Genomic DNA, 13,133 nt, shown 5'->3' on the forward strand with positions numbered 1-13,133 from the left:
TTCACAATCCTGACCATCGTTGTGATGCGCGTATCGACTTGGAATCCTTCATGTCACGGCGATGACGTTCGAATCTTGAATACGGGAGCTGAAAAAGAAAAACGCCGGCGGGCGCCGGCGTTTTTTCTTCGAAGATGCGAAACGTCAGTGCTTCATGTTCTTGCGCAGGCGCTCCAGCGCCTGCAGCTGCGCCAAGCTCATGGCCAACTGCTGTTCGGCCTCTTCCACGCTCATCTTCGGATCCTTCTGCGCCAGCACGCGCTCGGCTTCTTCCATGGCTGCGCGCACGGCGGCTTCATCGATGTCCTGCGCGCGCACGGCGGTGTCGGCGAGGATCGTCACCAGCTGCGGCTGCACCTCGAGGATGCCGCCGGAGATGGCGAAGTCGATGGTGGTGCCGCCCGGCTGCGTCACGATCACCTTGCCCGGCTTCAGGCGCGTGATCAGCGGCGCGTGACGCGGCGCGATGCCGAGCTCGCCCATTTCGCCGGTGGCGACGATCATTTCCGCCTCGCCGTGGAAGATTTCATGTTCGGCGCTGACGATGTCACAACGGATGGTGGACATGTTTCCTCGCTTGATCCGAGCCTGGTTTGGAAGCTAGCCGCTTAGGCGGCGAGCTTCTTGGCCTTCTCGATGGCTTCTTCGATACCGCCGACCATGTAGAACGCCTGTTCCGGCAGGTGGTCGCATTCGCCGTCGACGATCATCTTGAAGCCGCGGATGGTGTCCTTCAGCGACACGTACTTGCCGGGCGCGCCGGTGAACACCTGCGCCACGGTGAAGGGCTGCGAGAAGAAGCGTTCGATCTTGCGGGCGCGCGAAACGGCCTGCTTGTCTTCTTCCGACAGCTCGTCCATGCCGAGGATGGCGATGATGTCCTTCAGTTCCTTGTACTTCTGCAGCGTGGCCTGCACGCGGCGCGCGGTGTCGTAGTGCTCGTTGCCGATCACGTTCGGGTCGAGCTGGCGGCTGGTCGAGTCCAGCGGGTCCACCGCCGGGTAGATGCCGAGCGCGGCGATGTTACGCGACAGCACGACGGTCGCGTCCAAGTGCGCGAAGGTGGTGGCCGGCGATGGGTCGGTGAGGTCGTCCGCAGGCACGTACACGGCCTGGATCGAGGTGATCGAACCGGTCTTGGTGGAGGTGATGCGCTCCTGCAGCACGCCCATTTCCTCGGCGAGCGTGGGCTGGTAGCCCACCGCCGACGGCATGCGGCCCAGCAGCGCCGACACTTCGGTACCAGCCAGGGTGTAGCGGTAGATGTTGTCGACGAAGAACAGCACGTCACGGCCCTTGCCGGAAGCGTCCTTCTCGTCGCGGAAGTATTCGGCCATGGTCAGACCGGTCAGCGCGACGCGCAGGCGGTTGCCCGGCGGTTCGTTCATCTGGCCGTACACCATCGCCACCTTCGACTCGGACAGGTTGTCCGGCTTGATGACGCCCGACTCGATCATTTCGTGGAAGAAGTCGTTGCCTTCGCGGGTACGCTCGCCCACGCCGGCGAACACCGACAGACCGCTGTGCTCGGTCGCGATGTTGTTGATCAGCTCGAGCATGTTCACCGTCTTGCCCACGCCGGCGCCACCGAACAGGCCGACCTTGCCGCCCTTGGCGAACGGGCACATCAGGTCGATCACCTTGATGCCGGTTTCCAGAAGCTCGTTGGCCGAGGCCTGGTCTTCATAGCTCGGCGCGGCGCGGTGGATTTCCCAGTGATCCTTGGTCTCGATCGGGCCGACTTCATCGATCGGCTCGCCGAGCACGTTCATGATGCGGCCCAGCGTGCCCACGCCGACCGGCACCGACACGGCCTTGCCGGTGTTCTCGGCGATCAGGTTGCGCTTCAGGCCGTCGGTGGAGCCGAGCGCGATGGTGCGCACGATGCCGTCGCCGAGCTGCTGCTGCACTTCCAGCGTGATCGCGGTGTTCTGCACCTTCAGGGCGTCATAGACCCTCGGCACGCTCTCGCGCGGGAACTCGACGTCGACGACGGCGCCGATGATCTGGACGATCTTGCCCTGGGTGTTGGCGGTGGTGGTCATGTCACTAGCTCGCTTTGGTTTTTTGAAAAGTCCGGCCACGGATGGCCGGGCCTTTGGTCAGGGATGACCACAATGTATTCGGGTGTTTGGCAAAATCACTTCGTGGTGCGTGTAGCTTTGCCAAACATCCGGGTGATGTCCCCGCCCGCTTGCGGCGGGCGAGGACCGGAAATCACGCGATTACTCGCACTTCAGCATCGCCGCCGTCTGCGAGAACTGGTCGTTCGCGCTCTTGCAGACCGAACCCAGCTGGCTCTTGTCGGCCATCTGGTTCCACTGCGTTTCGGCCTGGGCGATCGCCTGGTCGAACGCCTGCACGGCGGCCGGGTTGCCGGCCTTGGTGAAGCAGGCCTTGGCGCGGGCGAGGTAGTCCTGGCATTCCTTCGGCAGGCTCGCACCGACAGCGGCAGGCGCGGGAGCGGCAGCAGGCTCGGTGGTGCTGGCGGCAGGCGCGGCGGCCGTATCGGCAGCCGGAGTGGCGGCGGCATCAGCGGCAGGCGCTTCTTCCTTTTTGCATGCGGCGAGAGCGGCGCAGAGCGCGATCGCGATCACAAGCTTGTTCATGGTGTTCTCTCCTTAGTTCTTTGGGATGTCGCTGCGGGGTGGAACCAGTGCGCAAGGCATCGAACGCTCAACCACTGATCCGTCGCTTGCGCGTGCGACAGTCCAGCCAAACATCAAACCGCGGCGGCGCCGCCGACGATCTCGGAAATCTCCTGCGTGATCGCCGCCTGACGAGCCTTGTTGTAGACCAGGTTCAGCGTGCCGATCAGCTTGGTGGCGTTGTCGCTGGCGGCCTTCATGGCCACCATGCGTGCCGCGTGCTCGGAAGCGACGTTCTCCATCACCGCCTGGTACACCAGCGACTCGACGTAGCGCGTGAGCACGTGCTCGAGCACGGTCTGCGCGTCCGGTTCGTAGATGTAATCCCAGTCGTGGTGGGCGATCTGCGTGTCCGAGGCCGGCAACGGCAGCAGCTGATCGAACGCCGCGCGCTGCGTCATCGTATTGACGAAGTCGTTGTAGCTCAGGAACACCTTGTCGATCTTGCCGGAGCTGTAGGCATCCAGCATCACCTTGATCACGCCGACCAGTTGCTCGACGTGCGGCGTGTCGCCCAGGTGCGTCACCGTCGCCAGCATGTTGACCTTGATGCGGCGGAAGAACACCGACGCCTTCTGGCCGATCGTGACCACGTCGACCTCGACGCCCTGCTCCTGCCACTTGCGGAACTCGAGCAGCAACTTGCGGAACAGGTTGTTGTTGAGGCCGCCGGCGAGGCCGCGATCGGAGGAGACGATGATGTAGCCGACGCGCTTGATCTCCTTGCGCTCGACCAGATACGGATGCTGGAACTCGGAATTGGCCTGCGCCAGATGCCCGATCACCTGCTTCATGGCGCGCGCATACGGGCGCGAGGCCTTCATGCGGTCCTGCGCCTTGCGGATCTTGGAGGCCGAGACCATTTCCAGCGCGCGCGTCACCTTGCGGGTGTTCTGCACGCTCTTGATCTTGGTTTTGATTTCTCTGCCGCCTGCCATCTTTCGCTCGCTATTCGATCATCGTGATGCGGGTTGCGGCCCGCGCTTCGCAAGGACGGGCAGTTGCCCGTCCCGCGCAATCACCAGAACACAATCACCAAGAGCCGGTCTTCTTGAACTCTTCGATGCCCTTCTTGAACCCGGCTTCGATCTCGTCGTTCCAGTCGCCGCTGTCGTTGATCGACTTGATCAGGTCGCCGGCGGTGTTGGAGAAGTGCGCGTGCAGGGCTTCCTCGAAGGCACCGATCTTGTTCACCGGCACATCGTCCATGTAGCCCTTGTCGACCGCGTAGATCGACAGCGACTGCTCGGCCACCGACATCGGCGCGTACTGCTTCTGCTTCATCAGCTCGGTCACGCGCTGACCGCGCTCGAGCTGCTTGCGGGTGGCTTCGTCGAGGTCGGAGGCGAACTGGGCGAACGCCGCCAGCTCGCGGTACTGGGCGAGCGCGATACGGATGCCGCCCGAGAGCTTCTTCATGATCTTGGTCTGGGCCGCGCCACCCACGCGCGATACCGAGATACCGGCGTTCACGGCCGGACGGATACCGGCGTTGAACAGGTCGGTCTCGAGGAAGATCTGGCCGTCGGTGATCGAGATCACGTTGGTCGGCACGAACGCGGACACGTCGCCGGCCTGCGTTTCGATGATCGGCAGCGCGGTCAGCGAACCGGTCTTGCCCTTCACGGCGCCGCCGGTGAACTTCTCCACGTACTCCTCGTTGACGCGCGCGGCGCGCTCGAGCAGACGGCTGTGCAGGTAGAACACGTCACCCGGATACGCTTCGCGGCCCGGCGGACGGCGCAGCAGCAGCGAGATCTGACGATAGGCCACGGCCTGCTTGGACAGGTCGTCGTAGATGATCAGCGCGTCTTCGCCGCGATCGCGGAAGTATTCGCCCATGGTGCAGCCGGAGTAGGCGGCGATGTACTGCATCGCGGCCGATTCGGAAGCGCCGGCCGCAACGACGATGGTGTGGCCCATGGCACCATGCTCTTCGAGCTTGCGCACGACGTTGGCGATCGAGCTGTTCTTCTGGCCGATCGCGACGTAGATGCACTTAACGCCGGTGCCCTTCTGGTTGATGATGGCGTCGATCGCGACCGCGGTCTTGCCGGTCTGACGGTCGCCGATGATCAGCTCGCGCTGGCCACGGCCGATCGGGATCATCGAGTCGATGGCCTTGTAGCCGGTCTGCACCGGCTGCGCCACCGACTTACGCGCGATCACGCCCGGCGCGACCTTTTCCACCGGCGAGGTGACGGCGGCGTTGATCGGGCCCTTGCCGTCGATCGCCTCACCCAGCGCGTTGACGACGCGGCCGAGCAGTTCGGGGCCGGTCGGCACTTCGAGGATGCGGCCGGTGGTCTTGGCGGTGTCGCCTTCGCGCAGGTGCTCGTAGTCGCCGAGCACCACGGAGCCGACCGAGTCGCGCTCCAGGTTCAGCGCGAGGGCGAAGGTGTTGTTCGGCAGTTCGATCATTTCGCCCTGCATCACGTCGGCGAGGCCGTGGATGCGCACGATGCCGTCGGACACGGAAGTGACCGTGCCTTCGTTGCGCGCCTCGGCGGCCAGCTTGACCTTCTCGATGCGGGTCTTGATCAGTTCGCTGATTTCGGACGGGTTGAGCGTGGTGGTTGCCATGGGTGTTTCCCTATGTGCCGGCGTCGCCGCCGGCTATCTAGATGAATTCTGTCAGTTGGTCAGCGCGGACTGCAGTCGCGAGAGCTTGCCGCGCAGCGAACCGTCGATGACCACGTCGCCTGCGTCGATCAGCGCGCCGCCGATCAGCGATTCGTCGATCGCCGTCTCGACTTCGACCTCGCGGCCGAAGCGCTTCTTCAGCGCGGCCTTGATGGTGTCGAGTTCGCCGGCCGGCAGCGTCGTGGCCGAAGTGATCCTGGCCTTGACGATGCGCTCGGCTTCCGCGCGCAGCTCCTCGAACAGGCCGGCGATTTCCGGCAGCAGCGCGAGGCGACGGTTGTCGAACAGCAGGGCGAGGAAGCTGCCGAAGGTCTCGGAAGCACCGTCGGGCGACAACAGCGTCACCGCGTCGGCATTGGTCAGCTTCGGATTGCCGAGCAGCGCCGAGATTTGCGGATCAGCGGCGACGCGCGCGGCGAAGCCGAGCGCGTTCGACCAGTCGGCGTACTTGCCACCGTCCCGCGCGAGCGAGAAGGCGGCGCGGGCGTACGGACGAGCGAGCGTGAGGGCCTGGCTCATCGATCAGATCTCTGCGGCCAGTTCGTCGAGCAGCGCCTTGTGGGCGTTGGCGTCGATCTCGCGACGCAGCAGCTTCTCGGCACCGGTGACGGCCAGCGACGACACCTGCTTGCGCAGATCCTCGCGGGCACGGTTGGTGCTCGCCACGATCTCGCTCTCGGCCAGCGCCTTCTGGCGCGCGCCTTCGGCGATCGCTTCGTTCTTGGCCGCGTCGATGATCTGATTGGCGCGCTGATGCGCCTGCTCGATGATCTCGTTGGCCTTGGCGCGGGCCGCCTTCAGTTCCTCGTTGACCTTCTCTTCCGCCTGCGCCAGCGCTTTCTGGCTGTTGTCGGCGGCCGCGAGGCCTTCGGCGATTTTCTGCTGGCGCTCTTCGATGGCCCCGATGATGTGAGGCCAACCGAACTTCATCACCATCCACGCCACCGCGAAGAACGCGAGGCCCTGGACGACGAATGTCAGATTGATATCCATTGCGTGCTCCTGGCGCCGACGGCCCGATGCCATCGGCGATTGCCTGACCGCCGGCTGTGACGCCGGCGTCCCCGATTAGCCGCCGATCGTCGACAGGAAGGGGTTGGCGAAGATCAGCAGCAGAGCAATGGCGACGCCGATGATCGGCACCGCGTCGAGCAAGCCGGCGACGATGAACATCTTGGTCTGCAGCATCGGGGTCAGCTCCGGCTGACGGGCCGAACCCTCGAGGAACTTGCCGCCGAGGATGGCGAAGCCGATGGCGGTGCCAAGGGCGCCGAGGCCGATCAGCAGGCCCGCCGCGATGACGGTGAACTTGGCCACTTCGGCGTAGAGGGCGATGTTTTCCATGGTGTGCTCCGTGTTGCGCTAGATGAAAAAAACGAGTGAGTGGAAGTTGAAACTTTTTTCTGGAGAGCCCGGCCATGGAGGCCGGACTCCCGGATGATCGCTAGTGGCTCTCTGCCGCCATGCTCAGGTAGACGATGGTCAGCATCATGAAGATGAACGCTTGCAGCGTGATCACCAGAATGTGGAACGCGGTCCAGACGAAGCCGGAGACGAACTGCAGCGGTGCCATGACGTAGGTGAGGCCGCTGCTGAAGGCTGCGTTCCAGGTCATCAGCGCGATCAGGATGAAGATCAACTCGCCAGCGTACATGTTGCCGAACAGTCGCAGCGTGAGGCTGAGCGGGCGCACCAGCTCTTCGATCACGCGCAGCAGCAGGTTGAACGGGGCAAGCAGCACCATGCCGACCGGGCCGGTGGCATGGAACGGCGCGGTGAAGGCTTCCTTGGTGAAAGTCCCGATGCCCTTATGGCTGATGCCGAACACTTGAATCAGCAGGAACACGGTGAGCGACAGGCCGAGCGTGGTGTTGAGGTCGGCGGTGGGCACCACGCGCAGGTAGGCGTGATGCGGATCGTTGCCGGCGACCTCGTGACCCTTCATCCAGGCGCCCGGCAGCCAGTCGACCGGGATCATGTCCATGAAGTTCATCAGGAACACGAGGCAGAAGATGGTCAGCGCCAGCGGCGCGATCAGCTTGCTGCGGCCATGGAAGGTCTCGCGCACCATGCCGTCGACGAAACCGACGATCGATTCGACGAAGGCCTGGAACTTGCCGGGAACGCCGGCGGTGGCACGACGGGCGGTCGTCAGGAAGACGATGAGGAAAAGCCCGGCCAGCAACACCGTGAAGAAAATGGTGTCCAGGTTCAGCGTCATGAACGCGCTGTCCCCGACCTTGAACTGGAGGTGATGCAGATGGTGCTGAATGTATTGGGTGGCGCCACCGCCAGACTCGGCAGCTTGTCCGGCGGCATGCTCGGCGACTTGACCCGTATGTTCGACAGTCACGCTTTAACCCTTCCGGTTTCGATTACGCCCCGACGCCGGGGCATTCAACGCAAACAAATACGCCAGCAGTCCGATCACCAACCCCGCCAGCAAGGGCAGCGGCGGCAGCCGCCAGATCGCGAAAGCGGCGAGGAACGCCACGAACACGACCCCCCATTTGGCCATCGCCCCCAGCAGCAACCTGCCGAACGCGACCCGGGCCGGAACGATGCCGCCCAGCGCCATGCAGGCCGCCAGGGCATTGCCCAACGCCACCGCCAGCCCCCCGATCCCCGCCGCCAGCGCGGCACGCGGCCCCAGCAGGAGGAAGCCCAGGGCCACCAGACCGGAGGTCAGTGCCTGGACGGCCGCCGCGCGCAGTGCGGTTCGGCGTCCCGCGGCGATGGGATCGTGCACGCGAGTCACCTGTTCGGCTTGCGGGGCTGCCTGTCGGAGCATGCTGGCGGGACCGGCCGTAAAGACCCGGAAGGCGATAAATCCGGCTCAAACCGGTCCTGCGAAGCCGTAAAAGTATAGCAGCCGCTCATTTTCAGCGGCAACTGCGGGAAGGCCTGCTCCAGGCGTCCTGGGGGCGCTTGCAGGGCCCTGGACGCCCGACTGGAGGCGATCCGGCAGGGGTTTTGGACGCCGCGACGTTGCGGCGAAGGCAGTCCCGCTTGGGATTTCCGGAAATTTCCGGAAACGGGAACCTTTCCTGTTTCCACCGGTCAGTTCATGCCGAGGCCTGCTTCCCCGCTTCCTCGTCGAATCTGCCAGCAGGTCCCCCCGAAGCCCCGGTGCTCTCTGCCGGGGCTTCTTCTTTTCCATACCACTATCGATCTTCGGACGCTCATCAGGGCGACCGATGATCTTTAGACATGGCCCGACGAAACTGCCTACGATCTCGTTCGCCATCGGATCTTCGCGACATCCATGCGCGATATCGCAATGCACGGCGATCGCATCGCGCTCTTGATCGACCGGCAATCACCGGCCGCATGCATCGAGCGTCGTACACATACAGAAATGTGCAGCACGTCACTCGATGCGCGTCATTCGAATCGCCTCATCAATACGAAATACTTGCGATGCACATCGATCGGGATCACATATCGCCATTCGGCACAAGTGCATGCGATATGCGGTGGTTCAGTCTGCACGCGTATGTTTCACGCAGAGTGAACCTTCGCCTTGCGATTAATTGCACTCGGCAATTCACGAAGAAATTGCATCCCCCACGTTCCGGAGCAACTCTGTGAGCCATTCCCTCAAAATCATTCCGCTTGTGGTCGCCGTTGCCGGCGCGACCTCCGCCTGGAGCGCGCACGCGCAGGAAGAAGATGCCGACCGCTTCACGCTGCGACTCGGCGCGATGCAGGCCGAAGCCGAAAGCCAGTTCAAGGGCACCGTCAACTTCGGCGGCGACACCTATCGCTACACCGGCGATCGTCTCGATCTCGGCGATGAAACCGTGCCGCGCGTGGAAGGCGTCTTCCGCATGTTCGATCGCAATCGCCTGCTGTTCAACTATTTCAAATACGACAAGGACAAGCGCCATACGCTGGGCGAACCCATCGTGCTTGGCGACACCACCATTCCCGCGGGCAGCTTCGCCAAGACCAAGACCGAGTTCGATCTGGCCAGCCTGGTCTACGACTACGCCATCGTCGAAACACCGACGACGAGCTTCGGCCTGCAGCTCGGTGCCGAATGGGTGCGTCTGAAGGTGCGCGTGAATGCTGAAACCGCCGGCGGCGCCAACAGCTTCGATGGCAAGGAAAGCAAGGACGGTTACGCACCCGTGGTCGGCCTGCGCTTCTCCGCCAACACCGCGGACAGAAAGTGGGGCTTCACGGTGCAGGGCCAGTATCTCGACGCCGACTGGGGCAACTTCGACGACTACAGCGGCGACATCACGCGCGCCAACGCCCTGGTCGAATACCGCTTCACGCCGCACTTCGGCCTGTACGCGGGCTACGACTGGTTCAAGCTCGACGTCAACCGCCACTACGGCGACGGCACCATCGGTCTGGATCAGCGTTTCAAGGGACCGATCGCTGGCATCACGCTGGCGTTCTGAACCTGTTGATCAGCACTGTCGCCCCGGATCCCAATCCAGGCGGCAGCATCTAAAAATCCATCAGAATGCCGGTGGCATCACCGGCATTCTGCCGGGCGCATGACTCCAACTCGGCTGGCATCAGCCCCAGCGTGGCACGCCGGGCTTCCAGGCCCGCAGGGTCATCGACCGGCAAGCGCACGACCAGACCATTGTCCCGCCGCTCGAATTGCGTGCCGAAGCGTTGATGCCGCCCCTGCTGGATCAATTCCTGGTCGATGAACTCAGCGAGTTCGCGGCCTCGGAAGGAGTTGCTGGCTCCCTGCTGCGCGATCTGCTCAGCAGCGCGCAGCTGGAATTGTCGATCCTGCCAGGCACTTCGCACGAGCGACCAGACCGCCCCCATGCCGTCGGCGCCGACCAAAGCGGTGGTCGGGAACCCATATTGCCGGATGATGTCCTGCAGACGCAGCACGTCCGGACTGAGTTTCGATAGCGAATCGTTCGCCGCCGTATTCGTGGCACCAGCCGCTGCATCGGCCGCTGCATCGTTAATCGCGGCGTCAGCGGCGTCAGTAGCGGTTTGAGCGGCAGCGGCGGCGGCCTGCGCGGCAAAGTCACCCGCAGGATTCCAGTCTCCGGCCATGCGCAGCAATTCCTCGCGCAATTTCGGGTTGCTGGCCGGAACCGGCGGTACTTGATGCGCCTGACGCCGGCGTTCGGCGCCCCCGCGAATCCATTCCTTCGCGCCGGGGCAACTCGCGATGTCATCCATCGAAATCATCGTCGGAAGCGCCACATGCGCCGGAGCGACAAGCGCAGTGAACGAAGCCGCCAAACCCAAGTAAAGCGCGGCGGCGAAATTCCGCGCCATACTCCTTTGATCAGCGTTTTTTCGGAATATAGAGATCGGTGATCGTTCCATCGAAAACCTCCGCGGCCATACCGACCGACTCGCTCAAGGTCGGGTGCGGATGGATCGTATGCCCGATGTCGGCCACCTCACAACCCATCTCGATGGCGAGCGCGGTCTCGGCGATCAGGTCGCCGGCATGCACACCGACGATGCCGGCGCCGAGGATGCGGTGCGTGGCTTCATCGAAGATCAGCTTGGTGAAACCTTCGGTGCGGCCGATGCCGATCGCGCGGCCGCTGGCCGCCCACGGGAACTTGCCGACGCCGATCTTCAAGCCCTTCGCCTTGGCCTCGGTTTCGGTGACACCGACCCAGGCGATCTCCGGATCGGTATAGGCCACCGACGGGATCACGCGCGCCACCCACTCCTTCTTCTCGCCTGCCGCCACTTCCGCGGCCAGCTTGCCTTCGTGCGTGGCTTTGTGCGCGAGCATCGGCTGGCCGATGATGTCGCCGATGGCGAAGATGTGCGGCACGTTGGTGCGCATCTGACGATCGACATCGATGAAGCCGCGCTCGCCGACGCGCACGCCGGCCTTTTCCGCGTCGATCTTCTTGCCGTTGGGCGCGCGGCCGACCGCGACGAGCACGCGGTCGAATACCTTGTCGGCCGGCTCGCTCGCGCCCTCGAAGGTGCAGGCGATGCCGTCCTTCTGCGCCTTGGCCTCGACCACCTTGGTCTTCAGATGCACGGCGACGGCCTGCTTCTTCAGGCGATCGGCGAGCGGCTTGACCAGATCCGGATCGGCGCCCGGCATCAGTTGCTCGGCCAATTCGACCACGGTCACGGCGCTGCCGAGCGCGCGATAGACCGTCGCCATTTCCAGGCCGATGATGCCGCCACCGACGACCAGCAGTTTCTTCGGCACGTCGGCGAGTTCGAGCGCGTCGGTGGAATCCATCACGCGCGGGTCGTCCCACGGGAAGCTCGGCAGTTTCAGCGCCTGCGAACCAGCGGCGATGATGCATTGCTCGAAGCGCAACAGCTGCGTCTTGCCATCGTCGCTCGTAATTTCGAGTTCGTTGGGCGAAACGAACTTCGCCGAACCGGTTACCACGCGCACCTTGCGCTGCTTCGACATGCCGGCCAGGCCCTTGGTGAGCTGACCGACGACCTTTTCCTTGTAGCTGCGCAGCTTGTCGAGCGTGATCGTCGGCTTGCCGAAATCCACGCCGTAGTCGGACGCATGCGCGGCCTCGTCGATCACCGCCGCCGCATGCAGCAGCGCCTTGGACGGAATGCAGCCGACATTGAGGCAGACGCCGCCGAGCTGCGCGTAGCGCTCGATCAGCACCGTGTCGAGCCCGAGGTCGGCGGCGCGGAACGCGGCGGTGTAGCCGCCGGGACCGGCGCCGAGCACGACGATGCGGCATTCGATGTCCGCCTGCCTGCCACTGGACGCGGCCGCTTGCGGCGCGGCCGAGACCGATTCAGCGGGCTTGGCCAGCGAAGGCGTGACCGGCGGCTGCGAAGCTGGCGCTTCCTTCGACGATGCCGCTGGCGCGGCGGCGCCGCCGTCCGTGCCTTCCAGCACCACGACCACCGTACCTTCCGACACCGTGTCGCCGATCTTCACTTTCAATTCCTTGACCACGCCCGCGCTCGAGGCCGGCACTTCCATCGTCGCCTTGTCCGATTCCAGCGTGATCAGCCCCTGATCCTTGGTGACCGTGTCGCCCACGGCGACCAGCACTTCGATCACAGGGATGTCACTGAAATCGCCGATGTCTGGGACCTTGATGTCGATGGTGGCCATCTCAACTCCTGGGGGATGTCAGACGGCGCGTCTTTGCGGCTGCACGGCTTCGGAAGCCGTCAGCGCCCAGTCGGCCGCGTATTCTGCGTGGATGGAGGTGGTGTCGAACAACGGCACCACGCTGTCGGAGGCGTCGACCAGCAAACCGATCTCGGTGCAGCCGAGGATCACCGCCTGCGCGCCATGTGCGACCAGATCCGCGATGATCGCGCGATAGGCCGCGCGGGAATCGGGCCGGCATTCGCCGCGGCACAACTCGTCGTAGATGATCCGATGCACGATCTCGCGCTGCGCGTCGTCGGGCACCAGCGGGGTCAACCCGAAGTGTTCCAGGCGCCCGCGATAGAACTCTTGTTCCATGGTGAAGCGCGTGCCGAGCAGACCCACCTGCGTGAAGCCCGCTTCGAGAATCCGTTGCGCGGTCGCGTCGGCGATGTGCAGCGCCGGGATGCCGATCGCCGGTTCGATCTGCGGCAGCACCCGATGCATGGTGTTGGTGCAGATCACCAGCGCCTCGGCGCCAGCGCGCTCCAGTGCCTGTGCCGCGTCGGCAAGCACCTGGCCCGCCTGGTTCCAGTCGCCGCGATGCTGCAGCGTTTCGATCTCGGCGAAATCGACGCTGTACAACAGCAGTCGCGCCGAATGCAGGCCGCCCAGGCGTTCACGCACGCGCTCGTTGATGGCGCGGTAGTACGGAATCGTCGATTCCCAGCTCATGCCGCCGAGCAGGCCGATGGTGCGCATGCTCATGACAGAGTGTTCACGACAGCTCGCTCATC

The 13,133-nt window shown here is 64.1% G+C and carries 14 protein-coding genes; 1 reads left to right on the top strand and 13 read right to left on the bottom strand.

Annotated elements, in window-relative coordinates:
- Nucleotides 1-144: 144 nt before the first annotated feature.
- The 10 genes from LG367_RS10955 to LG367_RS11000 all read right to left on the bottom strand — a co-directional run bounded on the left by LG367_RS10955 (nt 145) and on the right by LG367_RS11000 (nt 8,040).
- On the bottom strand, nt 145-567 hold the full coding sequence (locus tag LG367_RS10955) for a F0F1 ATP synthase subunit epsilon (RefSeq protein ID WP_226469295.1): 423 nt from the start codon (nt 565-567) through the stop codon (nt 145-147).
- A gap of 41 nt (nt 568-608) precedes the next feature.
- Nucleotides 609-2,045, bottom strand: a complete 1,437-nt coding sequence (atpD, locus tag LG367_RS10960) for a F0F1 ATP synthase subunit beta (RefSeq protein WP_226469296.1) — start codon at nt 2,043-2,045, stop codon at nt 609-611.
- A 180-nt stretch (nt 2,046-2,225) separates the two neighbouring features.
- A complete protein-coding gene (locus LG367_RS10965) occupies nt 2,226-2,609 on the bottom strand; it encodes a hypothetical protein (RefSeq protein WP_226469297.1) in 384 nt (127 codons plus the stop codon).
- Between the two features lie 113 nt (nt 2,610-2,722).
- Entirely contained in the window at nt 2,723-3,586 is an 864-nt protein-coding gene (gene atpG / locus LG367_RS10970) for a F0F1 ATP synthase subunit gamma (protein ID WP_226469298.1), read from the bottom strand.
- 94 nt (nt 3,587-3,680) lie between these two features.
- A complete protein-coding gene (gene atpA, locus LG367_RS10975; protein WP_226469299.1) occupies nt 3,681-5,231 on the bottom strand; it encodes a F0F1 ATP synthase subunit alpha in 1,551 nt (516 codons plus the stop codon).
- A 51-nt stretch (nt 5,232-5,282) separates the two neighbouring features.
- Nucleotides 5,283-5,810: a F0F1 ATP synthase subunit delta gene (locus LG367_RS10980; protein WP_226469300.1), complete on the bottom strand. Its 528-nt coding sequence runs from the start codon at nt 5,808-5,810 to the stop codon at nt 5,283-5,285.
- A 3-nt stretch (nt 5,811-5,813) separates the two neighbouring features.
- Nucleotides 5,814-6,284 (bottom strand): F0F1 ATP synthase subunit B, encoded by a 471-nt coding sequence (locus tag LG367_RS10985; protein ID WP_226469301.1) that lies wholly within the window; start codon nt 6,282-6,284, stop codon nt 5,814-5,816.
- 75 nt (nt 6,285-6,359) lie between these two features.
- On the bottom strand, nt 6,360-6,635 hold the full coding sequence (gene atpE, locus LG367_RS10990; protein WP_226469302.1) for a F0F1 ATP synthase subunit C: 276 nt from the start codon (nt 6,633-6,635) through the stop codon (nt 6,360-6,362).
- Nucleotides 6,636-6,735: 100 nt separating this feature from the next.
- Nucleotides 6,736-7,644 carry a F0F1 ATP synthase subunit A gene (gene atpB, locus LG367_RS10995; RefSeq protein WP_319004020.1) on the bottom strand — a complete coding sequence of 303 codons (909 nt, stop codon included), beginning with the start codon at nt 7,642-7,644 and terminating at the stop codon, nt 6,736-6,738.
- 3 nt (nt 7,645-7,647) lie between these two features.
- Nucleotides 7,648-8,040 (bottom strand): ATP synthase subunit I, encoded by a 393-nt coding sequence (locus LG367_RS11000; RefSeq protein WP_226469303.1) that lies wholly within the window; start codon nt 8,038-8,040, stop codon nt 7,648-7,650.
- 838 nt (nt 8,041-8,878) lie between these two features.
- On the opposite strand from LG367_RS11000, the gene LG367_RS11005 reads away from it, so the two are divergent.
- Nucleotides 8,879-9,703 (top strand): LPS-assembly protein LptD, encoded by an 825-nt coding sequence (locus LG367_RS11005; RefSeq protein ID WP_226469304.1) that lies wholly within the window; start codon nt 8,879-8,881, stop codon nt 9,701-9,703.
- Nucleotides 9,704-9,752: 49 nt separating this feature from the next.
- Here LG367_RS11005 and LG367_RS11010 read toward each other — a convergent pair whose 3' ends face one another.
- From LG367_RS11010 to LG367_RS11020, 3 genes are read right to left on the bottom strand one after another with little or no spacing between them, the layout of a single operon-like run.
- Nucleotides 9,753-10,607 carry a DUF6624 domain-containing protein gene (locus LG367_RS11010; protein WP_226469305.1) on the bottom strand — a complete coding sequence of 285 codons (855 nt, stop codon included), beginning with the start codon at nt 10,605-10,607 and terminating at the stop codon, nt 9,753-9,755.
- The gene (lpdA, locus tag LG367_RS11015; protein WP_226469306.1) at nt 10,567-12,354 is read right to left on the bottom strand and encodes a dihydrolipoyl dehydrogenase; all 1,788 of its coding nucleotides are present in this window, start codon (nt 12,352-12,354) and stop codon (nt 10,567-10,569) included. The genes LG367_RS11010 and lpdA overlap by 41 nt, the downstream gene beginning before the upstream one ends.
- An 18-nt stretch (nt 12,355-12,372) precedes the next feature.
- The gene (locus LG367_RS11020) at nt 12,373-13,098 is read right to left on the bottom strand and encodes an aspartate/glutamate racemase family protein (protein WP_226469585.1); all 726 of its coding nucleotides are present in this window, start codon (nt 13,096-13,098) and stop codon (nt 12,373-12,375) included.
- Between the last annotated feature and the right edge of the window lie 35 nt (nt 13,099-13,133).

Origin of the sequence: Luteimonas panaciterrae (assembly GCF_020511115.1) — a bacterium.
GTDB lineage: Bacteria > Pseudomonadota > Gammaproteobacteria > Xanthomonadales > Xanthomonadaceae > Luteimonas > Luteimonas panaciterrae.